At 58.4% G+C, this 23,711-nt stretch carries 19 protein-coding genes and 2 pseudogenes; 13 read left to right on the forward strand and 8 right to left on the reverse strand.

Translation table 11 applies throughout. From position 1 onward, the window contains the following. Window positions 1-12: 12 nt before the first annotated feature. From UIB01_RS09380 to hemA, 3 genes are read right to left on the reverse strand one after another with little or no spacing between them, the layout of a single operon-like run. Window positions 13-1,086, reverse strand: a complete 1,074-nt coding sequence (locus UIB01_RS09380) for a Gfo/Idh/MocA family oxidoreductase (RefSeq protein WP_038659337.1) — start codon at window positions 1,084-1,086, stop codon at window positions 13-15. Continuing rightward, a complete protein-coding gene (locus UIB01_RS09385) occupies window positions 1,083-1,586 on the reverse strand; it encodes a GNAT family N-acetyltransferase (RefSeq protein WP_038659339.1) in 504 nt (167 codons plus the stop codon). Before UIB01_RS09385 ends, UIB01_RS09380 begins: the two co-directional genes overlap by 4 nt. Further along, complete coding sequence (gene hemA / locus UIB01_RS09390; RefSeq protein WP_038659342.1) at window positions 1,586-2,818, reverse strand: 5-aminolevulinate synthase; 1,233 nt, start codon at window positions 2,816-2,818, stop codon at window positions 1,586-1,588. Before hemA ends, UIB01_RS09385 begins: the two co-directional genes overlap by 1 nt. Window positions 2,819-2,958: 140 nt before the next feature. Between hemA and UIB01_RS09395 the strand changes: the two genes are divergently transcribed. Together UIB01_RS09395 and UIB01_RS22705 are read left to right on the forward strand one after the other, a co-directional pair. Then, window positions 2,959-3,837, forward strand: coding sequence for a helix-turn-helix transcriptional regulator (locus UIB01_RS09395; RefSeq protein WP_038659345.1), 879 nt, complete (start codon window positions 2,959-2,961; stop codon window positions 3,835-3,837). Window positions 3,838-4,132: 295 nt separating this feature from the next. After that, the gene (locus UIB01_RS22705; RefSeq protein ID WP_080586075.1) at window positions 4,133-4,432 is read left to right on the forward strand and encodes a hypothetical protein; all 300 of its coding nucleotides are present in this window, start codon (window positions 4,133-4,135) and stop codon (window positions 4,430-4,432) included. Between the two features lie 209 nt (window positions 4,433-4,641). Here UIB01_RS22705 and UIB01_RS22710 read toward each other — a convergent pair whose 3' ends face one another. The 3 genes from UIB01_RS22710 to UIB01_RS09405 form a co-directional block, all read right to left on the reverse strand. Continuing rightward, window positions 4,642-4,971 (reverse strand): four-helix bundle copper-binding protein, encoded by a 330-nt coding sequence (locus UIB01_RS22710; RefSeq protein ID WP_080586036.1) that lies wholly within the window; start codon window positions 4,969-4,971, stop codon window positions 4,642-4,644. Window positions 4,972-5,134: 163 nt separating this feature from the next. Then, complete coding sequence (locus tag UIB01_RS09400) at window positions 5,135-6,520, reverse strand: heavy metal sensor histidine kinase (protein WP_038659348.1); 1,386 nt, start codon at window positions 6,518-6,520, stop codon at window positions 5,135-5,137. Further along, the gene (locus tag UIB01_RS09405) at window positions 6,517-7,194 is read right to left on the reverse strand and encodes a heavy metal response regulator transcription factor (protein WP_014853010.1); all 678 of its coding nucleotides are present in this window, start codon (window positions 7,192-7,194) and stop codon (window positions 6,517-6,519) included. Before UIB01_RS09405 ends, UIB01_RS09400 begins: the two co-directional genes overlap by 4 nt. Window positions 7,195-7,558: 364 nt before the next feature. On the opposite strand from UIB01_RS09405, the gene UIB01_RS09410 reads away from it, so the two are divergent. The 7 genes and pseudogenes from UIB01_RS09410 to UIB01_RS09445 all read left to right on the forward strand — a co-directional run bounded on the left by UIB01_RS09410 (window position 7,559) and on the right by UIB01_RS09445 (window position 15,101). After that, window positions 7,559-8,092: a cupredoxin domain-containing protein gene (locus tag UIB01_RS09410; RefSeq protein WP_038659352.1), complete on the forward strand. Its 534-nt coding sequence runs from the start codon at window positions 7,559-7,561 to the stop codon at window positions 8,090-8,092. Window positions 8,093-8,436: 344 nt separating this feature from the next. Then, complete coding sequence (locus tag UIB01_RS09420; protein WP_177331117.1) at window positions 8,437-10,791, forward strand: heavy metal translocating P-type ATPase; 2,355 nt, start codon at window positions 8,437-8,439, stop codon at window positions 10,789-10,791. A gap of 73 nt (window positions 10,792-10,864) precedes the next feature. Beyond that, window positions 10,865-11,137, forward strand: coding sequence for a heavy-metal-associated domain-containing protein (locus UIB01_RS09425; RefSeq protein WP_003292143.1), 273 nt, complete (start codon window positions 10,865-10,867; stop codon window positions 11,135-11,137). A gap of 26 nt (window positions 11,138-11,163) precedes the next feature. Continuing rightward, window positions 11,164-11,604, forward strand: a complete 441-nt coding sequence (locus UIB01_RS09430; protein ID WP_014597615.1) for a DUF411 domain-containing protein — start codon at window positions 11,164-11,166, stop codon at window positions 11,602-11,604. A gap of 182 nt (window positions 11,605-11,786) precedes the next feature. Continuing rightward, window positions 11,787-13,550, forward strand: coding sequence for a protein-disulfide reductase DsbD (locus UIB01_RS09435; RefSeq protein ID WP_003292141.1), 1,764 nt, complete (start codon window positions 11,787-11,789; stop codon window positions 13,548-13,550). Between the two features lie 376 nt (window positions 13,551-13,926). Then, a pseudogene (locus UIB01_RS09440) lies at window positions 13,927-14,280 on the forward strand (copper resistance protein B); the annotation flags it as partial. 8 nt (window positions 14,281-14,288) lie between these two features. Next, window positions 14,289-15,101: a c-type cytochrome gene (locus tag UIB01_RS09445; protein WP_014853004.1), complete on the forward strand. Its 813-nt coding sequence runs from the start codon at window positions 14,289-14,291 to the stop codon at window positions 15,099-15,101. 202 nt (window positions 15,102-15,303) lie between these two features. Here the strand turns inward: UIB01_RS09445 and UIB01_RS09450 are convergent, their stop codons facing one another. Next, window positions 15,304-15,759: a DUF305 domain-containing protein gene (locus UIB01_RS09450; protein ID WP_014853003.1), complete on the reverse strand. Its 456-nt coding sequence runs from the start codon at window positions 15,757-15,759 to the stop codon at window positions 15,304-15,306. Between the two features lie 345 nt (window positions 15,760-16,104). Here UIB01_RS09450 and UIB01_RS22720 point away from each other — a divergent pair. Further along, window positions 16,105-16,575 (forward strand): annotated as a pseudogene (locus UIB01_RS22720) (transposase). A 168-nt stretch (window positions 16,576-16,743) separates the two neighbouring features. On the opposite strand, the gene UIB01_RS09460 reads toward UIB01_RS22720, so the two are convergent. Beyond that, on the reverse strand, window positions 16,744-17,073 hold the full coding sequence (locus UIB01_RS09460; protein WP_038659364.1) for a DUF2790 domain-containing protein: 330 nt from the start codon (window positions 17,071-17,073) through the stop codon (window positions 16,744-16,746). Between the two features lie 584 nt (window positions 17,074-17,657). Between UIB01_RS09460 and UIB01_RS09465 the strand changes: the two genes are divergently transcribed. From UIB01_RS09465 to UIB01_RS09475, 3 genes are read left to right on the forward strand one after another with little or no spacing between them, the layout of a single operon-like run. After that, entirely contained in the window at window positions 17,658-18,944 is a 1,287-nt protein-coding gene (locus tag UIB01_RS09465) for a TolC family protein (RefSeq protein WP_038659367.1), read from the forward strand. Then, the gene (locus UIB01_RS09470; protein WP_014852997.1) at window positions 18,941-20,572 is read left to right on the forward strand and encodes an efflux RND transporter periplasmic adaptor subunit; all 1,632 of its coding nucleotides are present in this window, start codon (window positions 18,941-18,943) and stop codon (window positions 20,570-20,572) included. The genes UIB01_RS09465 and UIB01_RS09470 overlap by 4 nt, the downstream gene beginning before the upstream one ends. Window positions 20,573-20,574: 2 nt before the next feature. After that, window positions 20,575-23,697 (forward strand): efflux RND transporter permease subunit, encoded by a 3,123-nt coding sequence (locus UIB01_RS09475; RefSeq protein WP_038659371.1) that lies wholly within the window; start codon window positions 20,575-20,577, stop codon window positions 23,695-23,697. The last annotated feature ends 14 nt before the right edge of the window (window positions 23,698-23,711 follow it).

The raw sequence follows: 23,711 nt of genomic DNA on the forward strand, positions 1-23,711 counted from the left end.
GTCGTCTCCTGATTAGCCAAGGCTTTCGAGGTCGCTGTCTTCGGCGAGCAGGACCCGGTCCAGGGCGCGGTTGTAGTGCGCGGGAACAGCGATTGCCTTGGCGCGTGTCTCAAGCGTGTTGAGCAGGCGCTGCAGTTCGATGGCGGTGTTCAGGTCGGCGAAGGGCAGGTCGGGCTCGCGTCGGCTTGCTATCCAGAGCACGGCGTCCCGGCACAAGCGCGAGAGCTTGTGGAGCGTTTCCAGACCCGGCTTGCTGGGCGCCTCACTTGTTTCGTGCAGCGTCAACGGCGTTCCGTCGCTATCGCGCATCCAGATCCTCAGGTGATCGTGGTCCCAGCAGGGCGTATCGAAGGTCAGCCGTGCGTGGATGACATGCGCCTGGTCATCCACGAACGACCAGTCGACGGTGCGCTGGCGTACGACATGGACGAAACTGCTGTAGCCGGTGACGGGGGCCTCGCCGAGCGTTGCGCCGACCATCACCGTGTCGAGCACGGCGGGGCCGGATATCGAGAAGTCCGATCGAACGCCGATCACCTCGTCGACTGACCACGGACCTTCGATGGGGCAAATCCAGTTCACGAGGTCTAGTGCATGGATCACTTCACTTGTAACGCCGCAGGTCGGGCGATAATCGTTGATACGGTCCTTGCCCCAGTTGAAGTGGGCCCGCACCAGGCGCCACCGATGTCGAGCGACCCACTCGCGAAGCGTCTGGCTCGCAGCCGAGTAGCGCTCGACCAGGTTGAGCGCGAAGCCATTGAGCGAAGCGAGGGCGGTGTCGATGGATCTAAGGTCGTCAGCCGGTGTGACCAGCGGTTTTTCGCAAATGACGAATCCGTGATAGCCGCGCAGTTGGCCAAGCACCGAGGCATGGCTCACGTCATTGACGCTGACCACGATCAGATCGGGTCCAAACGCCTCGAGCGCTTGCTCGATGGTCCCGATTCGCTCTAGCGTGCTCGGCCTTTCTCGGCGATCCAGATAGGCGATCGACATCCCGACACCGCATGTGCGACCGACGTATTCGAGTGCGTGCTGCCATCGCAGTCCGGCATAACCCAGGCCGATAATGAGCACCTTCATGTCGGCGTCTCCTGGCGGACCAGCAAGCGCTCGCCGCTGGGCTGGAAGCCTAGCGACGAGTAAAGCTGCGCCCCGTCTTCTGTGGTTTGCAGCACGACGGTGCGCACCTCGCGGTTGTCGAACCAACGCAGCAAAGTGGTCATGAGCTCGCGGGCTATGCCTCTGGCACGGAACTGCGGTGCTACCACGACCGACTGCACCCACCCTGACAACCCGTTCGGGTTCGCGGCGGTGGGGGCCCTCGCGTCGATGATGCCGGTCGCGCACCCAATCACCTGGCCGGAGTCGCGATGCTCGACGGCAAGCACACGGACATTGTCGTTCGCGCCGAGGATGCTGCTCAGCCAAGTCCGGTACGCCGCTCGCCAGCGAGCGCACGCTTCTGGCGTGCGGCTTGAGTAGCTGGCGTCGGTGCCGTCGAGCAGTACGCCGCGCAGCTCGATCAGCATCGGGATGTCGAGCGCGGTCGCGCTGCGCACGTTGAATAACGAATCGCCCATCACGCCACCTCCGTCTTGAAGGCACGCGAAGCCCTGGGGATGTCGAAGCGCGCGAATGTCTCGTCCAGCGCTGCGGCGAGCTGCGCGATCTGCGCTTCGCTGTGGTTGGGCGTGGCGTTGATGCGAAAGCGCTCGGTGCCCACGCGTACCGACGGATAGTTGATTGGCTGGAGGTACACGCGGTGGGTATGGAGCAGGCGCTGGGCGGCAGCCTTGCACCGTTCGGCCTCGCCAACGAGAACGGGCAACACGTGCGTCTGCGAGCAGGGCATGACCGGGATGTCGTACTGCTTGAGCCGTTCACGAAGAAGCGCGGTCTTGGCGTGCAGCTGGGTGCGTTCGTCGTCGTGAGCCTTGAGGTATTCGACGCTTGCAAGGCAGCCGGCCGTAACCGCCGGTGGCAGCGAAGTGGTGAAGATGAAGCCGGTTGCGAAGGAACGCACGGCATCGACGATGACCTGGCTCGAGGCGATGTACCCGCCAATGACCCCGATGGCCTTGGCCATCGTGCCCTGGATGATGTCGATCTCGCCGGCCAGTCCGAGCTGCGCGGCAATGCCGGCACCGCGCGGACCGTACATGCCCACCGCATGAACCTCGTCCAGGTACGTCAGCGCGTTGTGGCGCTTGGCAACCTCGACGATACGTTCGATTGGCGCGATGTCGCCGTCCATTGAGTAAATCGACTCGAACACCACGAGCTTTGGCTGCCCGAGTGGGTAGCCAGCCAGGATCTCATCGAGATGACGGGCATCGTTGTGCCTGAATACCTTGCGCTCGTTGGGTGTTGCCCGAATGCCATTGACGATCGAGGCGTGGTTCATGGCGTCGCTCGCCACCAAACAGTCTGGAATCTGGCGCAGCAGGCATTGCAGGGTCGCATCGTTCGAGCCGAAGCCGGTTGGAAAGACCAGCGCGGCCTCCTTGCCATGCCACTCGGCAAGGCTGGCTTCCAGGCGGGCATACAGCTCATGGGATCCGCCGATATTGCGCGAGCCGCCGGAGCCGGCGCCGTAGGTCTCGAGTGCGACGTGCATCTGCTGGCGCACCGCCGGGTGCTGGGACATTCCCAGGTAGTCGTTGCTGCACCAGACAACGACCGGCTCCCGGTCGCTGCCGTGGAGCTTGGCTAGTGGGTACTGGCCACAGATGCGGCTGAGCGTTGTGAACGTGCGGTACTGGTTGGAGGACTTCAATGACTCCAGCTGTTCGCGAAGCAATGATTGGTACATCCGTATCTCTCCTAGCGATCTGGCCGCCTTGCCCCTACGGACTGCTCTGCAATGGGGTTTTGCGCGACGAGGCGCTATTCTTAGTACCGATGCCAGGGGGTTACAATTTGACTAGTTATGCTGTTACTGGAGGTAATTGGATGAGCGCACCGCGAAGCTTCGAACGAAACCGCACCGAGCTTGCCGACTTCCTGCGCAGCCGCCGTGAACGCATTACGCCGGAGGAGGTTGGCCTGCCGTCGGGCGTCAGGCGCCGTACGCCGGGCCTTCGACGAGAGGAGGTGGCCGCGCTCGCTGGGGTGGGGTTGTCCTGGTACACCTGGCTGGAGCAGGGCAGGGATATCGGCGTATCGGCGACATTTCTCGAGAACCTGGCGCGCACGCTCAAGCTCGATGCGACAGAACGTCGCCATCTGTTCCTGCTGGCCCATCAGCGCTTGCCGCCAGAGCCGGGCAAGACGTGGTGCGTGGTTCCGCCCCTCGTGCACCGGCTGATGGCCGATCTGCCGTTGCGCCCGGCGTATGTGTTGAACCTGCGTTGGGACGTGCTGGCCTGGAATGCTGCGGCCGATCGGCTGTTTGGCTTCTCGAGCTTTCCGGCCGAGCGCCGCAACCTGCTCTGGCTGCTGTTTACCGCCCCCTCGATGCGCACCCTGTTCGATCCCTGGCAGGATCAGGCGCTGCAAATCCTGTCGAGCTTTCGCCGCGACTTCGTCCGCGCCCCGCAGGACCCGGATATCGGGAGCCTGGTCAGGGGCCTGGAAAAGGTCGATCCCGACTTCCGGACGTGGTGGCGGCAGCAGGACATCCACGGCCCCTGCCAGGGCATTCGTCATTTCCAGGTGGCCGATATCGGGCCCGTCGTATTCGACCATACCTCGCTGTCCATCGATGTGGATCGCGACCTGCGGCTTGTCTATTACGCGGCCAGGGAAGGGCAGGCGCAGAGTCGCTCGTTCGAGCAGTGGCTCCAGACCGAGCGCGAGCAGGCGGCACGCGATGCAGACGTTCTCAACTGATGGCGGGACCGCGTGAGCGACCGATCTGCCAAGGCACTTGGGCGGGATTGCGCGAGCGCGACTCATGTACTCGCTTCATTGGTACGGAGTCAAACTTAGGCTAGTAGATTCGCTGGATAAGCCAAGTTTCTAGAATACTTGCTCCGCGAGAGCATTTACTGAGTTAGGACTAGTTCGCTGCTTTAGTACGTTTTAGAAACATGCTCCGCATTGCAATATTGTAATGCAAGGAACATCTTTGCGTAAGGTTGGCACCTTTAAGCTATCTAGCATCAACTACCAAGAGGTGTTACCGATGAAAAATATTGCAGCTGTTTTTGCTGTTGTTATAGCCATCACTTCTTCCTTCGCAATGGCTGAAGTGGATCGAAATTCCACGATGCAGCATGACTATTCGACCGCCGAGGGCAGGCAGGCTCTAAAAGTCCTTCTTGAAAGCGGTGATGTTCTAAGTGTGTCTCCAATGGGTGGCAAGAGTGTTGTAGGCAGGTCAAGTGGTCGCGTGCAGCCATACGAAATCAAAATTCGTACTCCTGATGGACTCGTTCACTCAGTTGAGTTCCGTAGCGTGCCGGTTGGAATAAATAACGGTTAATGATTTAAAAAGTCGTTATAAGCCAGTCGCATGATCGTTGCGATTGGCTTATCACTTATTTTTAAAGTGGCCGATTTCTCTGCATAAGAGTGGCAGTAGTAAAGCCAAGCGCGTTGGTTTGGGTATAAGAAGTAGGTGTTCCGCTGCTGAATAACAGCGCCATCCTGCCAAGACCATAAACACTATCTTGGCAGGAGGCGGCTTGCTGGTTATACAGCCATACGCTCACATTCTTCAGCACAATTCATACAGGCTTTCGCGCATTCTTGGCAGTGATCCATCTGATGCTTGGCACACTCTTCACCGCAGGCCCGGCAAATTTTTGCACACAATGCACAAAACTCTTTAGCCAACTCGCTCTGGCGACTCATGAGTCTGGCTGCCAGAGCACACATGTCAGCACAATCCCTGTCGAGCTCAATGCAACGAGCCATCGCTTGTACGTTTTCTTCGCGTAAACAGGCAGATGCGCATGCTTCGCACACTAGTGCGCAGTTTGAACAAGCTTGAATGCAGCTATTGAACATTGTATTAGTCATGACTTCCTCCAAAGTTCGTATTTAAGCGTTCAGCCTTGAGCCGGCCCGAGGCATTCCTCAGGTAGCACATAAATCCGACACGTGTAGAGTTCGTCCGTTTCAATAGTTGAAATTACAATCTTGTAAGGTTGCTCATGAGTGCTATGCGGCTGATTTTGACATGTTATTTATTTAGACGGGGAAGCTCTATGTGAAAGCCCGTCACGCCGTCTACTGAGGTACACCAGATTCTGCCTTTATGGGCCTCAACGATGGATCTGGTGATTGCCAGGCCAAGGCCAGCGTTGCTTGGGCTACCCTCGCGTCGGGCAGGATCGACCCGGTAGAAGCGATAGAAAAGCTTGTCCAGGTGCTCGGGCTTGATCGTCCCTCCGGGATTCTCGACGCTGAGGGTGACCGTCCTTTCCGTCTCGTGAATGGTTACAGAAATAGTTTCCCCAACCGGGGTGTAACGCAGCGCGTTGGATAACAAATTGGAGACCGCTCTATCGAGCATCAATTTATCTCCAAGCACATTGCCTGCGCCTGAGACTGAGAGACGGATATCGCGTTCGTCGGCTAGTAAGTGATAGTACTCAAGCAGCTTAACAACGACATCAGCGAGTTCGGTAGGCGCTTGTTCGGGGATAATCAAGCCATTGTCGGATTTGGCCAAAAAGAGCATGTCGTCAATCATGCGTGACATACGCTTCAATTCCTCTAGATTGGAGTACAGATTCTCCTCATAAGCATCAATATCCCGCTTTTTGGTCAGCACTACCTCAGTGTGGGTCATGAGATTGCTGACAGGGGTTCGCAATTCATGAGCAATGTCCGCAGAGAAATTCGAGAGCCGGGCGAAGGCATCTTCTAGGCGACCCAACATCGCGTTGAAGGATAGAACCAGTTGCTGCAGCTCTAACGGTACTGGCTCAAGGGGTATTCGTTCCTGTAACGACCTAGCTGACATCGATGCGGCGAGATGGGTAACTTGCCTCAGCGGCCTGAGGCCACTTCGAACAACCACCCAGCCAAGCGCAGCACTAATCAGGGCGCTGATGATCAATCCAACGCCGAACCAACGCTGCAAAGTCTGAAAGAAATGCGCGTGGTTAGTGACATCGAGAATCAGCAGTGCTGTAAGCGGTTCGGGCTGGTCTGCTACCGAGATTCGGGCAGTCATCCCTCTATACAGGTGTCCGGCATATTTCCATTCCCACATGCTCTGCTGTTCTGCGTGCCTGAAGCTTTCCGGGACGTCGACTGCCTTGGGATCAGAAAAGAGCACTCTGCCATCTCCGCTCAAGATGGTCGCCGCTAAATCATGATGAGCACCGAGCAGGGCTCGCAACTGCGGTAGCTCCTCTGCAAGGTTCGCGCTGCTGCGTGCGTTATTGAGAATGTGTTTGGTCGATTCGAGCTTCTCAACCAGGGCCTGCCGATCTAACACTTCGAAGTGATGCTGGCTGAGCAAATTGAAGCTCAGCCCCGCTATGGTGAGAACTACAACCACCACAGACATGAACATGAGACTCATGCGGGCGGTCAGCGAAAGGTGGCGCAGGCTCACTCTGGTGCATCCATCATATAGCCCATGCCACGCACGGTATGGATCAGTTTGTGATCGAAGTCGTCGTCGACTTTTGCGCGCAGGCGGCGTACCGCGACCTCGATAACGTTGGTGTCGCTGTCGAAGTTCATATCCCATACCTGAGAGGCAATCAGGGACTTCGGAAGCACCTCGCCGCGCCGGCGCATCAACAACTCCAACAATGAAAATTCCTTCGCCGTCAGATCAATCCGCTTCCCAGCACGAACGGCGCGGCGCTTTAGCAGGTCCACTTCGAGATCTGAAATTTTCACGGTGGTTTGGGTGGGGGAGCCGCTGCCCCTGCGAAGCAACGTCCGAACCCTTGCCAGAAGTTCGGAGAACGCGAACGGCTTAATCAGGTAGTCGTCCGCGCCCAGCTCCAGGCCTTTGACGCGGTCTTCTACGCCATCACGTGCGGTCAAGAACAATACGGGTACGTCTTTCCCTGCTGCTCTGACCATGCGCAGCACCTCCCATCCCTCAAGCCCCGGCATCATCACGTCCAGGATCAAAAGGTCATAGACCTCACTCAGCGCGTATTGGAGCGCATCTGTACCAGTCATGACGCGGTCGACGGTAAATCCGGCCTCGGTAAGTCCTTGTTGCAGGTACGCCCCGGTTTTGGGTTCGTCTTCAGCTACCAGTAATTTCATGCGGGCAGATTCCGAGAGTCGATTGGCTCAGTTTGGAGGCAAACGAGGCCGCCAACTAGAAGCTTACGAAAATGTAACGTCCGGTTCAGCTCACTGACAGAAGGAGGCGCCTAGTGTTCGCATAGTCGAGATCTCTGCTCGAGCAAATACGAGCAGAAGATTGTGAGAGTACCAGCAGCGGAATTTTCCAGGCCTTCCACATTGCTCCCTTGGCCTAACGGCGCCTCACTGGCGCCTTTTTTTTGTTGATCTGGTCATGGCTGTTGAGCCTTACAGAAATGTAATCCCAGTGTAAGCCTGTCGGCAGCCTGGCCTGAATAACCTTAAGTCATTCCTTCGACGACTTGAATGAGGACCCCAACCAATGAAAATCAAGTTCGTTTCTTTTTTTTCCGCAATGGGTTTGATCTTCAGCGCTACTGCCGCAATGGCCGGCCCCGACCATGGCCATGCTTACGATTTCGGCCAGCCGGGTGATCCGCAGGCTGTAGACCGCACTATCGAGTTACGGATGGGCGATAACTTTTTCGATCTTGGGGCGATTGAAGTTAAAGCCGGTGAGACCATCCGTTTCGTACTGCATAACGACGGCGCCCTGCTACATGAATTCAATCTGGGCGACGCGGCGACTCATGCTGCACACCGGGAAGAAATGACTGCAATGTTCCAGACCGGCGCGCTTACCCCGACTGGTGCCCACGATATGAGCAATATTGGGCATGACATGGGCAATAAGAGTGCCGTTATGGAGCACGACGATCCGAATAGCGTGCTGATCGAGCCTGGGGCACGCGAAGAACTGATTTGGGCTTTCTCGAAAGCCACGGGGCTGGAGTTCGCCTGCAATATTCCAGGGCACTATCAAGCTGGAATGGTCGGCAAGGTGGAGATACGTTAATCCCCCCTTTGGTTGGGGTCACGTCCACCGGGAGGAGCGACTCATTCTGACCCAGCGGATCAAACAGTAACCAGTCACCCGAGGTCACTGCCGTGAATCACACCCATCTTCACCGCGCTACTGAACTGCCATTTTGGCAGAGCAAGACCGGCATAGCCCTGATCATGCTGGCCGTAATCGGAACCTTTCATACGGCACGTGAGCATCACCGTCATCTCTCCAAGGGCCGTCGTACCTGATCCGGTTGCTATAGCAATGATCCATTTGTTTGGCCACAACCATGGTGGCCATTCCATTTCCAGCGGTACCGGTGTCTCCAAGGACGAAGATAGGACATAGATCGCATGCACAGTTCTTCCTGCAACCACGACCGGCATCAGGCCAACCATTCGCACGATCAAAACGGCAAACAGTACGACCCGGTGTGTGGAATGGCGGTTAAGCCTGATAGTTCTTATCACGAGACCTACGAAGGGAAGACTTATCGCTTTTGCAGCGCAAGGTGTCAGGAGAAATTCCAGGCTGCCCCTCAGCGGTTCGCAAGCGGCCGGCCGCATGAGCAGCATCAAGATGTAGCTCAAGCGCCGTCCGGACCTAGCACCGAATACATCTGTCCGATGCATCCGGAGATTCGCCAGGCAGGACCAGGAAGCTGCCCAATCTGCGGTATGGCATTGGAGCCTGTCATTCCGGAACTAGACGAAGAAGAGAACCCGGAGCTTAAGGACTTCTCTCGGCGCTTCTGGTGGACCCTGCCGTTGACGGTGATCGTCACCGTGCTGGCCATGGGTGGGCATTCGCTGAACCTGTTCCACGGCACCACGCAGAACTGGGTCGAGCTCGTACTGACCACTCCGGTAGTGCTTTGGGCTGGCTGGCCATTCTTCGAGCGCTGCGTACGCTCGTTCGTGCTGCGCAGTCCGAACATGTGGACGCTGATCGGCCTCGGCACCGCCGCCGCCTACCTGTACAGCGTCGTTGCCACTCTGGCGCCAGGCGTGTTTCCTGCCGACTTTGTACAAGACGGGCGCATCGGCGTGTACTTCGAGGCGGCGGCGGTGATCATCTCACTGACTCTGCTCGGCCAGCTCCTCGAGCTGAAGGCACGCTCGCAGACCTCGGCGGCGATCAAGTCACTACTCGGCCTGGCGCCGAAGACCGCGCGACGCATCAATCCCGACGGTACAGAGGACGACATTCCGCTCACCCATGTTCATGCGGGCGATAGGCTACGCGTACGCCCTGGAGAGAAGGTGCCAGTCGACGGTCTGGTGCTGGAAGGCGAAAGCGCGGTGGACGAGTCAATGCTGACAGGCGAGCCGGTGCCGATCATGAAGCACGTCGGTGACAGTCTCATCGGTGCCACCCTTAACGCCCACGGCAGTCTGGTGATGCAGGCGCAGAAGGTCGGCAGCTCGACCATGCTTGCGCAGATCGTGCAGATGGTTGCCCAGGCGCAGCGCTCCAAAGCACCGATGCAGCGACTGGCTGATGTTATTGCTGGTTACTTTGTGATGGTGGTGATCGCTATCGCCATACTAACCTTCCTTGTCTGGGGGCTTTGGGGTCCGGAGCCGAGCTGGGTCTTCGGTTTGATCAACGCGGTGGCGGTGCTGATCATTGCCTGCCCGTGCGCCCTGGGCCTGGCCACGCCAATGTCGGTAATGGTCGCGACCGGCAAGGCGGCCGGCAGCGGCGTACTGTTCCGCGATGCGGGCGCCATCGAAAATTTGCGCAAGATTGACACGCTGATCGTCGACAAGACGGGCACCCTGACTGAAGGTCGCCCGGCCTTTCACAGTGTAGAGGCGGCGCCTGGTTTCACTCCGGATGAGGTGCTGCGCCTGGCAGCGAGCCTCGATCAGGGCAGCGAACATCCCCTGGCCCACGCCATCGTCGACCATGCCCGCGCGCACGGCCTGGCACTGAGCACGGCCGAGACATTCGAATCAGCCTCCGGCATCGGCGTACGTGGCCAGGTTGATGACCACCACCTGCAACTGGGCAACACCGCGCTGATGAATGATGCCGGCGTGGATGCCAGCTCCCTCAGTGCGCGGGCCGAACAGTTGCGCGGCGAAGGCGTGAGCATCATGTTCCTGGCGGTGGACGGCGTCCTGGCTGGTCTGCTGGCAGTGGCTGATCCGATCAAACCGACGTCGAAACTGGCGGTAGAGCGCCTGCAGGCAGACGGCGTGCGGGTGATCATGGCCACCGGTGATGGCCTGACTACTGCTCGCGCAGTGGCCCGCGAGCTAGGCATCGAAGAGGTGCACGGCGAGGTCAAACCACAGGACAAGGAACGCTTGGCCGCCGCCCTGCAACAAGAAGGGCACCGCGTGGCCATGGCCGGCGACGGCATCAACGACGCCCCAGCCCTGGCGCGCGCCGATATCGGCATTGCCATGGGCACCGGCACCGACGTGGCGATGAACAGCGCTCAAGTCACGCTGGTCAAGGGCGACCTGCTGGGCATCTTGCGCGCAAGGAGCCTGTCAGTGGCCACCGTGCGCAATATGCACCAGAACCTGACCTTTGCTTTTCTCTATAACGCTCTGGGCATCCCGCTGGCCGCAGGCCTGCTCTACCCGCTGACCGGCCTGCTGCTGTCGCCGATTATCGCCGCGCTGGCGATGAGCCTGAGTTCGGCCTCAGTGGTGTTTAACGCGTTGAGGCTGCGCAAGGTATCGATCGATTGAAACGCTTGACCTTGCCGCTCTGGCAAGGTTGAACATCTGCTCAACCATTACGGTGACTTCCCAGGAGATTCTCATGAGCACCATTGAACTGAACGTCGAAGGCATGAGCTGCGGCTCGTGCGTCAAGCATGTCACCGAGGCGCTCAACACTGTCGAGGGCGTCACCAAGGTGGATGTCGATTTGCAAGCCGCCAGGGTGCGGGTTAGCGGCCAGAGCGACAGCCAAGTGCTGATTGCTTCCCTGACTGATGCGGGATATCCCGCGCAGCTGGCCAGTCCGGCAGCCGGGACGAACAACATGAAAAAGACGGGTTGCGGTGGCAGCGGTGGCTGCGGCTGCAACTGAAAACGAGAGGCAAACAAGGTTCTTATATGTCTAGAAAACTGCGTATATCAGCCCTTGCGGCGCTGCTGGTAAGTGGGGCGATCCATGCCGCTGAACCCTTGATCATCGATGTACACCGAGACGCCAACTGTGGTTGCTGCAAGGACTGGATCTCCTATCTGGAGGACAACGGCTTTGCGGTCCGCGACCATGTTGAACGCAACATGCGTTCGGTGAAGCAAGACCTAGGAGTGGAGCCGCGTCTGGCGTCCTGTCACACCGGTGTGATCAACGGCAAGTTCGTTGAAGGCCACGTGCCGGTGGCGCAGATACTCGAATTGCGCAAGCGTTCCGACCTGCTAGGTATTGCCGTGCCCGGCATGCCGGCTGGATCGCCCGGTATGGAGCACGGTGATGCCAAACATGCCTACGAGGTAATCGGGCTTACCCGTTCAGGGCAGGATGAGGTCCTCGCCAAGTACCCGTAAATTCAGGCTCCGTGCCGCTGACCGGCTTTCCCAGGCGGGTGGCAGCAAAGAGAACGCGGGGGTGATCACTGGATGATCGCAGCGATCACCCCGTCCGGCTCGCTTGCTCAGGACAGTTTCCTGACTTGCGAGGCGGAATTATGTCCGGAGCCTTTCGTTAACTCTTGTTCCGCGAGATACCCATGTTCCGCCTTTTGCTGTGCCTGCTTTTACTGATCCCACTGCCGGTCAGTGCTGGGATTTTTGATCTGCCTCGCTCACAGCCGGCCCTGTTCAACGCCCCCCTGAATAACAGCCAGGACTTCCTGCCGGTGGATCTGGCCTTTGGCCTTGATCTGATAGAAGCCGACACCGACAGTATTCGCCTGCGGTTCATAAATGCCGATGGCTATTACCTCTACAAACATCGTTTCGCCTTCAACAGCGACCATCCGCAAGTAACAATCGGCACCCCGCAATGGCCTGCAGCCGAACCGAAAACCGATGAGTATTTCGGCGATGTCGAGGTGTTCTACGGCATTACGGACTTAGAACTACCGATTGATAACCCTCAGAACAGGCCGTTCACCCTGCAGGTGAGCTACCAGGGCTGCGCCGATCTGGGACTTTGCTACCCACCTGAAATGCGCACTTTTCAGATCGGTAACTCGCCCCCGGTATCGCCTGCGCAACCGGAGACGACCTTGGACTGGGGAAGTCTGGCACTGTTCTTTCTGGCCGGTTTGGGGCTGACTTTCACTCCCTGCGTGCTGCCGATGCTGCCCATCCTTTCCGGCGTAGTGCTGCGAGGACAACTCGGTGGGCTACGAGGTTTTCGCCTGTCGCTTGCCTACGTACTTCCCATGGCTGCCTGCTTCGCACTGCTCGGAGCGCTGATGGGCATGTTCGGAGCTGGCCTCAACCTGCAGGCGCGCCTGCAGTCACCGTGGCTACTGGTGCCCTTTGCGCTGTTCTTTTCGGTATTTGCCCTGGCCATGTTCGGGGTGTTCGAGTTGCGTATGCCGCGCTTTATTACCGAACGAATGGATCGCCTGGCCAGCCGAACCCGCGGGGGTTCAATGATAGGGGCCGCAACGCTAGGCGTGCTGTCAAGCCTGCTTGTATCACCCTGCGTGACAGCACCACTGGTCGGTGCGCTGCTGTACATCAGCGCCACCGGCGATGCCCTGGGCGGCGGGCTGAAGCTGTTTTCGCTGGGTCTGGGCATGGGGGCGCCGTTGGTGTTGTTCGCCACTGGTGGCGCCGCCTTGTTGCCCAAGTCCGGGACCTGGATGGTCGGCGTACGCAAGGTTTTCGGTCTGATGTTGCTGGGTGTCTCTGTATGGCTGCTGGAGCGTGTGTTACCAGCTCCCGTGACGCTGGCCTTGTGGGGCCTGTTGGCGGTTGGCACTGCGTTGTGGCTGGGCGCCCTGGAATTTATTCCTAAGCCCGGCAAGCAGAAGCTTGCCCAGTTGCTTGGTGTGGCCTTGCTGGTTTACGGCATCAGCAGTTGGGTGGGCGCTTTGCAAGGTCAAACCGACCCGCTGCGCCCACTGGGTCGCCTGGACGCCCAAGGCTTGCCTCAAATCGGCGCAACCGTCGGCTGGCAGACCCTGGACACCCCAGCAGCCCTGGATGCGGCACTGTTGTCAGCGAAAACTGCCGGCCAACCTTTGCTGCTGGACTGGTACGCCGACTGGTGCATCAGTTGCAAAGTAATCGAACGAGAAGTACTCGAAGTGTCCTCTGTGCGCGAACAGCTGGCTGATTACCGGCTGGTGCGCTTCGATATGACGCGTAGCGATGCCGAGCAACGCGCGCTGCTTGATCGCTACCAGCTGTTTGGCCCGCCGGCACTGCAATTGTTTGCCCCCAGTGGTGATGAGTGGCAGGACCTTCGCACGGTTGGTGAAACCGACGCCGAGAGTTTTCTGGAACGACTGCGTCAAGCCGACGACCGAATGTAAAGCATGCAACCTGGTCGCTCCCGGAAGTCGACGTCAGCTGGCAGATCGCAGCCCGCCGCAGCATGTACTTGCGGCGGCTGAAAGCTAAGACGTGGGCAGATGACTTGATCGTTTTTACCGATGCTCCACTTTCAAAATCCGTGACGGCTGAAGTCAGCCATTTGTTGAACAGCCACACCGGAACTTAACAGTCAGAAAAACTAGAACCTGACAGAACTGTAATGTTTCGCTAAGGCCTGTGACAGGATGCCGCGGTTAAGTTGGCGTCGTGCCTGAAGAACAAAGCACTCCGTTCAAACGGAAACCGAATTAACGGGTATTTCGAGGGGGATCGAACAATGCCCCTGTTTTCATGCGTTGCCGAGTACTCCGACTTGGCATGGCGCTTTACGCTTTTGAAGCCGAGGCCACAGCCTTCGTCGGCGAAAACGGCCAGACTGCGGCGCGTCTTGAGGGCGACTATGACATCTTGCTTACCAATCGGCTGATCCTCCAGCCAACTGCGGAAGCCAATTTCTACGGTAAGAATGATTCTGAAAGAGGAGTGGGCTCGGGCCTGGCGAATACCGAACTGGGTTTGCGCCTGCGCTACGAAATCGTTCGCGAGTTTGCGCCCTACATCGGGATTTCTTGGAGTCGCTCATACGGTAATACCGCAGACATGCTGCGCGACGAAGGAGAAGATGTTGAAGAGGCGCGCTTTGTCGCCGGCATTCGAATGTGGTTTTAGAGCCTGATATGAAAAAAACAATTACAACCCTGGTGGTAGCAGGCGCTGTCGGTAGTGCAGCAATATTAGCCGGAGCCTATTCCGGCTTGATCAACGTTGGTGCTGACGATCCTCATTACCCAGCCGTGCATGCGTTCCTTTCAATGGCGCGTGATCGCTCTATCGAAGCGCGGTCCAAGGACATTGAGATTCCCAATCTAGATGACGAGGCTCTCATTCGTGGCGGGGCCGGGAACTACAACGCCATGTGCGTTGGGTGCCATCTGGCGCCCGGTGTCGAACAAACAGAGCTGAGTCAGGCGCTGTATCCAGCCCCGCCTAACCTGGCCAAGATCGGCATTGACGCAGGCCCTGCATCCGCCTTCTGGGTCATTAAGCATGGAATCAAAGCAACAGGCATGCCGGCCTGGGGTAAGAGTATGGGCGACGAATATATCTGGGGCATGGTTGCCTTCATCAGCCAGTTGCCCAAGATCGACGCTACGCAATACCAAGCGCTCGTCGCTGCGAGTGGCGGTCACCAGCATGGTGGCGGTGAGAGCCAGACGCACAATCATGAAAGCTTGGATGGCAGCAATTCTGACCATCATGGCAATGCTGCCGCTGGAGGAGAGTCTGGACGTCGCGGTATAGCGGCTGCAGACCACCACGGCGGCTCAGCTCCAGAGGCCGATCACCATTCTTCGAGCAGTAACGGCGATGATCACCATGGTGGAAGTAACTCCAGCACGAAAGGCAGTAGCGCCAGCGACCATCATGCCGAGCCGGCGTCCAACGCTCACACTCATGCGGATGGCAAAGAGCACGTACATGACAGCTAAAAGCAACGGGGCACGTTTGGTGGTCAAGCAGTAGTTGAGCTTTTACCGCGACGAGCGTCTTGCTACACCGCCGTCATCGCGGGTTAGTTCGTGTGCTGGCCGCTCAGGTCAGCGAACTCAATAAGCGCAATGACCTCGTCGGGATCGCGTGACGCTTGAAGGAAAAACGGGCCGGGGCGAGAAAGTTGCTCGATACGTTTTTTCAGTTAGCCCTCTCTAGATCATTGATCAGGAACTTCATCTCAGAGATCTCTCGGCGCTGAGCCTCAATGATTTGATCTGCCAGCTTGCGAACGCGCGGGTCTGAAATCTGAGCGCGCTCACTTGTCATGATGGCTATGGAATGGTGAGGAATCATGGCCTTCATATAGTCCGTATCGTCGACAGTTGCCTGGCTACGAACAAGCCACAGGGCAATAGCAAAGGAAGCTGCTCCGCCGGCGAATATCGCTATGTTCATGGGCTTTTTCTTGTACATATTGAGCATGAAGGCGAGCATGACTATCGCCATGACAGCTCCCATTACTAACGCCATCCAAGCACGGGTCTCACTCCATAGAACATGCTCAAAAGCGTAAGTATTCAAATACATAACGCCGTACATGATGACGGTTGATGTGGCCACCATCGCAGCGAAACGCCAATAAGACATTTGCATATCAACTCCTCTTGGTGATGTGCTGCCACTGAACTGCGCTTACTAAAATCTGCGTATTTTTGCGCGATCATGCCGGGCAGCTGCGTTACGAATGCCGTCAGAGCCCAGATCTGAAATGAGCTGCGGTGTTACTTAGAAACGGACAAGCCGAGAGGCTATGAGGTTTCGACTATTTAAAAATCTTACAAAAATGTAATCTTCACCAAGCTTAACTCGTCCACAGTTTTGCTCTGTTTTGCCAGTCGAACTAAATGTGCCGCATGCCATCGAGGGTTGGTCTGAAAAAGGGAGCCGGCTCTGTTGATATACGCCGGTCCCGTTGCCTCGAGTTTTCCGGCGAAGAAAATGACCTTCGCCGACGCCGAGTATGCTGACAAGTGCAAGCAGACCCGCACGGATCGGTTCCTGATCGAGATGAATCAGGCTGAATCGTGGAGGGGTTTGATTGCCCCATTATCCCAAGGGTGAAGGTGATCGCTAGCCTATTCGCCGATGGTGATGCTTCGGGTTCATCTGATGCAGAACTGGTTTGGCTACAGCGACCCGGCGTACGAATTGGCTGCTGAGGTCCAGGCCTTCAGTCATCCGGCAGATCGCGGCCCGCCGCAGCATGTACAAGAAGCTGAGTAAGCGCAGCGCACTGCACAAAGCCAAGCGCAAGTGCGCGCTAGGTCGAGCACCCGTTACGGGTCAAATACCAGTTCGGTTATGTGAAGACGCGCTTCCGCAGCCTGGAGAAGAGCACGGCGCCATCCACACTGTTCGTCCTGTCGAACCCTGTGGATAGCGCGCCGATATCTAGTGACGAATGCGTGAGAGCTGCGTCTGTAATGTGGGAAGTGGTCGCTGCGAGGTTATCGCGGCGGTTAAAACGCAGAAATGAGCGGGCGACTTGATCCTTCTTATATCATGTCGCCGCTTTTAAACGGGAAGGACCGAAGTGGGCCGGAAATAAGGGATGGGGCATCCCTAGGGGCCATATGTCTATCTCCGACAATTCGTTCCGGCGACCCGGTACTCGAGGATATTCAGATCGCCATTGGAGTCCTCGTAAGTCATCTGGGCTGGCATCACTTCATTGCAGGTCATGTCAGTCCGCGTGGTACGAATAACTTTGGCAATGTCCAGCTTCATTCCATAGCGGTAATGGACTACTTCGGGACGGTTCTTTCCGATGGAAACGGCGTATTCCTGTATGGCCTTTTCGTTCGCGCGAATCATTTTTCCATAGACACGATCTGAATTGCCTTCCGCCATGGCAAACGAAGCTGCGGTCATAAATGATACTGCGGCCATGATTTTTAACGTGTTCATATCCGGCTCCTATTTAAAATGTTACCGGAATTATAAATATTACGAACTGTTAGTCGGATGACATCGAAATTACATAGACGTAATCAAGCGGATTACCTTTAGGTAATAGCCCTCCATAATAACAAGTACAGGCCATTCAATGGTTCTGAACCCTCGCTATTTGCGCATGACGGCTGGGGGATGTATTCCTTTTCCTATTGGCGCTTTCGTCAGCCGATGCCATTCGATGACGCTGGTGGCGACTACTTGGCACAAGATGACATCAGCGATCTTTGTCTAAGAAGCTGACATGAATGTAATGCTGAGGTCATCTACCCGACAGGCCTGATCTGCAATAAAGCCAAACAATAAATTATGAACTATTCGAGGCTCGATCATGAACGGGTCCATGCATTCCCCTTGTGCCGACATTTGCGTGCTTCGGAGCTAAACATGATGAATGTCTTGAACAAATACCGTGCCTGGTTGGCATACCTGTTTCCGCTCCCCGCTCAGGACTGGCGTGGTGCCGTAGCCGAAGTACGCGAAGACTCTAATTGTCGTTGCTGCAATCAAAGGGGCCGGCACAGCAGCAAGGGGATTCTATGAACTGGATCGTTCAGCCGCTGCCCTGTCGCAGTTGGGGGCTGCTAGCACCCGTCATCCTAGGCCTTGCTCTGAGCAGCGGCGCGCAGGCCTCGCCAGGGTCAGCCGAGCTCGGCGCCTCGTTGCCTCCGCTGCTAGACCTGCTCGAACGGCAGAGCCCAGAGCTGCGGGCCGTCGGGCATGAGAGGCAGGCTGCCTGGGAGCGGCCCGATGTAGCCGGTGCGCTCCCGGATCCGATGCTCACTTTCGAGGAAATGGGCATCGCCCGCGACGACCCGACCCTATCGCCCAGCGGCGTCGGCAGCACACGCTACGCGTTCCGTCAGACATTCCCTATTGGCGGCAAGCGAGGGCTTGCCCGCGAGATCGCAGAGGCGGGTGCCGAGCAGGCGGTGGCCCGGGAGCGCCTGAGTCGAGTCGAGCTCAGGAGTCTCGTCAAGCTTGCCTTCAACGAATATCAATACGCCCACGCGGCCATCCAGGTCACCGAGGAACTGCAGGCTCTGGTGGATGAGCTTGAGAGCATTGCCCAGGCTCGCTACCGAGTGGGGCTTGTGCCGCAACAGGACGTGATCAAGGCTCAGACAGAGCACACCAGTCTGCAGAGCGAGCTGTTGACTCTGGAGCGTGACCGGCGCGGCGCGGCGGCGCGGCTGAACGGCATCTTAGCTCGCCCAGCGAACTCGCCGCTGGCGGAGCCCGCCGGTTGGCCTGCTCTGCCTGCATCGGTGCCGACCTTGGCTGAGCTGCAGGCGCGTATCTTCGGTGGCAATCCTCAATTGGCTGAGCTCAGTGCACGAGTTCAAGAGGCCCAGCGTGCCGAGGCGCTTGCCAGCCGAAACTGGATTCCGGATATCACCGTCGGCACTGCCGTCGTCCAGACGGGCAACCGGGCCGAAGAGTTCGAGTTGATGGTGGAGATGAACATCCCGCTGTGGGGCAAACGCCGCAACGCAGAGCAGCGCGAGGCCGTTTCCTTGCGCTACGCCGCCGAGGCTCGACGCGAGGCAGTCAGCAGCCGTCTCGCGGGCAGCGTAGGTGAAGCGTGGTCGGCGTTGGAGACAGCCTTTCGACAGCACGAACTGACCGACAGAACGCTCCTGCCGCAGGCGGAGCTCACCTATCAATCGGCGCTCGCCAGCTATCAGACCGGCAACGTCGACTTCGCGACCTTGCTCGATGCCCAGCGACAGATTCGCCAGCTGCGGCTGTCGCTGCTCTCGCTGGCACTGGAGCAACGAGTGCAAGTGGTGGAATTGGAACGTCTTGTCGGAGCAGAACTATGAAACGCAGCATGATTTTCGGCGCAGGCACGCTTGCCCTCGTTGCGGCAATCGCCGGCTTCGGTGGCGGCTACATGGCAGCGCAGAAGACAAGTTCCTCGGAGGCGGCTGGCAGCACTGCCCCACAAGAGCGCAAGGTTCTCTACTACCGCAACCCCATGGGCCTGCCCGATACCTCGCCAGTGCCCAAGAAGGATCCGATGGGGATGGACTACATCCCGGTCTACGCCGACAAGGCGCATGCTGCCGCGCAGGGCGAGCGCAAGATCCGTTACTACCGCAATCCCATGGGTCTGCCGGACACCTCCCCGGTGCCGAAGAAGGACTCCATGGGTATGGACTACATCCCCGTTTATGAGGGTGATGAATCGGGTAACACCGTTGTCATCAGCCCTGAGAAGGTGCAGTTGCTGGGTGTACTGTCTTCGCCAGTCGAGCGCCGCGTGCTCACCCGTACAGTGCGCGCCGTCGGTACGGTGCAGGTCGACGAGCGTGGCCAATACACCTTGGCGCCCAAGTTCGAGGGCTGGATCGAAAGGCTCCACGTCAACACGACCGGTGAGCCGGTTCGCAAAGGCCAGCCACTTATGGAGGTCTACAGCCCCGAGCTGGTGTCGGCGCAGCAGGAGTTCCTGATCGCCAATGCCGGACGGCAAAGCCTTGCCGGTGGCAGCGCGGTCGCGCGGAAGGGGCTCGCCTCGCTCTCCGATTCTGCTCTAGAGCGGCTACGCAACTGGGATATCGGAGAAGCACAGCTTGAGCGGCTGCGCCGTACCGGCAAGGCCACTCGCACTCTGACGATCGCCGCGCCTGTGAGCGGCGTGGTGCTGGAGAAGCCCTCGGTGGAAGGTATGCGCTTTCAGCCAGGGGATATTCTTTATCGAATTGCTGACCTCGATACCGTCTGGCTCATCGCTGAGGTTTTCGAGCAGGATCTGGCGCTGGTTCGGCCTGGGCAGGAGGCGCAGCTCTCGGTCAGCGCCTATCCCGATAGGACCTTCCAGGGTGAGGTGATCTTCATCTATCCCGGCCTGTCGCCGGAGACTCGTACCGCCAAGGTTCGTATCGAGCTGCCCAATCCCGACGGCCTGCTCAAGCCGGCCATGTTCGGTACCGCCCACCTCGCAGCAGGTGAACAGGTGCCTGTGCTCGCCGTGCCCGACTCAGCGGTGATCGACAGCGGTACTCGTCGGATTGCACTGGTTGCCCTGGGCGAAGGTCGCTTTGAGCCGCGCGAACTGCGCACAGGCAGGCGTGCCGACGGCTACCTCGAAGTGCTGGAAGGGTTGAGGGAGGGCGAGTCAGTGGTCACACGCGCCAACTTCCTGATCGATGCCGAGAGCAACCTCAAGGCAGCGCTGAGCGGCATGAGCGCGAAGCCGGCTGCGCAGGCGGCTGCACAGGCGGCTCTGGCGACGGATACCCATGCTCATGGCGATACTGTCGCGCCAGGCGATGCCGACGCACATGATCGTCATGCTGGACACGACGCTCACAGTGATAGCGGCAGTTACGAAAAAAACGAGCGTACGCCGGATGTGGATGCGGGCTACGGTAGTCGCGCTGAGTCTGAGACTCACTCCGGTCATGTGATGCCGGACGGCAGCGGCCATTCCCATGGAGGGCATTGAGCATGCTTGCCAAAATCATTGAATGGTCGGTGCGCAACGTCTTCCTTGTTTTGCTCGCCACGCTGATCATTATCGGCGCCGGCATCTACGCGGTAATCAAAACCCCACTGGACGCACTGCCGGACCTGTCCGACGTGCAGGTGATTGTCTACACCGAATATCCTGGGCAGGCCCCGCAGGTGGTAGAGGATCAGGTGACCTATCCGCTAACCACAGCGCTGCTATCGGTGCCCAACTCCAAGGTGGTGCGAGGCTTCTCATTCTTCGGTGCCTCCTTCGTCTATGTGATCTTCGAGGACGGCACCGATATCTACTGGGCCCGCTCGCGGGTTTTGGAGTACCTCAACTTCGCTTCGAAGAGCCTGCCAGCCGGGGTGACACCCGCGTTAGGGCCAGATGCCACCGGTGTGGGCTGGGTCTACCAATACGCCCTGACCAGCACGCGTCATACCCTTGCTGAGCTGCGCACCCTGCAAGATTGGTTCGTACGCTATCAGCTCACCAAGGCCGAGGGCATATCCGAGATTGCAAGCATCGGCGGCTTTGTCCAGCAGTATCAGGTCACCGTTGACCCGCAAAAGCTGCAAGCCTACGACATCCCGTTGAGCCGGATATCTGAAGTCATCCGTACCAGCAATGCCGACGTCGGTGGCCGCATCGTAGAGATGAGCGAGACCGAGTACATGGTGCGCGGTCGCGGCTACCTGCGCGGTGCAGAGGACATCGAGAAACTGGTGCTGAAAGCTTCACGCGGAATTCCGGTTCTGCTGCGTGATGTAGCTCGCGTCGAACTCGGCCCGGACGAGCGACGTGGCGTCGTTGAGCTCGATGGAGAGGGGGAGGTGGTCGGCGGCATCGCCGTTGCCCGCTACGGCGAGAATGCTATGTCCGTGATCGACAATCTTGAGGCCAAAATAGAGGAGATCCGTCCCGGCCTGCCGGAAGGAGTGAATATCGAGACGGTGTACGACCGCTCGGATCTTATCCAGCGCGCTGTCGACAATCTCAAGTTCACCCTTCTTGAGGAGTCGATCATCGTTGCGCTGGTGTGCATTGTTTTTCTTCTGCACGTGCGCAGTGCGCTGGTGGCCATCCTCATGCTGCCGATTGGCATCCTGATGTCTTTCATCGTCATGCGTTGGCTTGGGCTCAACTCCAACATTATGAGTTTGGGCGGCATCGCGATCGCCATCGGCGCGATGGTGGACGCCGCTATTGTGATGATCGAGAACGCCCACAAGCACCTGGAGCGAGCGCCGCCGGAGAAGCCACGTGTTCAGATCATAATCGAGGCCTGTCGGGAGGTAGGCCCGGCGCTGTTCTTCTCGCTGCTGATCATCACCGTCTCCTTCCTGCCAGTGTTCACGCTGGAGTCGCAGGAGGGGAGGATGTTCTCGCCGCTGGCGTTCACCAAGACCTTCGCTATGGGTGCGGCGGCGCTGCTATCAGTGACCCTGGTGCCGGTGCTGATGCTGCTGTTCGTGCGTGGGCGGATAATCCCCGAGTACAAGAACCCGGTGAACCGCTTTCTGATCTGGGTCTACCGCCCGATCATCCAAGGTGTGCTGCGTTGGAAGGTAATCACCATCTTTGTGGCGCTGGTGGTTTTGGTCGTTAGCATTTTGCCGGCGCGGCAGCTCGGTAGCGAGTTCATGCCGCGACTCAACGAGGGCACGCTGCTGTATATGCCAGCCTCGCTTCCTGGCATGTCTATTACCAAGGCCGCTGAGCTCATGCAAACGCAGGACCGGATCATCAAGAGCTTCCCAGAGGTGGCCTCGGTGTTTGGCAAGGCGGGCCGCGCAGCCACGGCCACCGACCCGGCACCGGTGGAGATGTTCGAGACCGTGGTTAACCTCAAGCCGGAGAAAGAGTGGCGGCCAGGGATGACGGTGGACAAGCTCATCGCCGAGATGAACGAGGCGCTGAAATTTCCCGGCGTGGCCAACAGCTGGACTATGCCCATTCAAGGGCGCCTGGATATGCTCTCCACCGGCATCCGAACGCCCATTGGCATCAAGGTATTCGGCATGGATCTCGCGGGAATCGAGCGGCTGGCAACGCAGATTGAAGCAGTGGTGCAGGCGGTGCCCGGCACAACCAGCGCGTTTGCCGAGCGCATAACAGGCGGCTTCTACCTCGACATCACGCCTGATTACGACGCCCTGGCCCGCTACGGCCTTACGGTGGGAGAGGTGCAGGTGGTGATCGGCACCGCTCTCGGCGGAGAGCTTGTGACCACCACTGTCGAAGGGCGGGAACGGTTCGGCGTTAATGTGCGCTACCCGCGCGAGCTGCGCTCCGATCCGCAGCGGATTGCTACCGAGGTGCTAGTGCCAACGCCGAGCGGTGCACACATACCGCTCGGTCAGCTCACCGCGATCAGCATCAGTAAGGGTGCCCCAAGCATTCGTACCGAGAATGCGTTGCTATCGGCGTACATCTATGTGGACATTCGAGACCGGGATATCGGCAGCTACGTGCGCGAGGCGCAGCAGGCTGTACAGGAGCAGGTGAGCTTTCCGCCCGGTTACTACGTCACCTGGAGTGGCCAGTTCGAGTACATGGAAAGGGCTGCCGAGCGGCTGAAGATCGTGGTGCCGTTGACGCTGGTGGTGATCTTCCTGCTGTTGTACCTGAACTTCCGCCGGCTTACCGAGACGCTGATCGTCATGCTCTCAGTGCCATTTTCGTTGGTAGGCGGCGTTTGGCTGATGTGGGCGCTGGGCTACAACTTCTCTGTTGCAGTAGCGGTGGGCTTTATCGCACTGGCTGGCGTAGCCGCCGAGACCGGCGTGATCATGCTGATCTACCTCGACCACGCGCTCGATGAGCGCCGAGCCGAGCGGGAGGCTGCCGGTGAGAAGTTGACAGTGGATGACCTCTACCAGGCGGTGATGACTGGCGCGGTGGATCGAGTGCGGCCGAAGATAATGACTGTGGTTGCCATCATGGCCGGTCTGCTGCCGATCATGTGGGGCACCGGTACAGGATCGGAGGTAATGAGGCGCATCGCCGCGCCGATGGTGGGCGGGATGGTTTCTTCGACGATTCTTACGCTGATCGTCATTCCAGCGATCTACACGCTGGTGAAACAGCGTGGTCTGGCCCGTTCGGCTCGCTAAATGATGCAGCGGAT

It is taken from the genome of Stutzerimonas decontaminans (assembly GCF_000661915.1).
GTDB lineage: Bacteria > Pseudomonadota > Gammaproteobacteria > Pseudomonadales > Pseudomonadaceae > Stutzerimonas > Stutzerimonas decontaminans.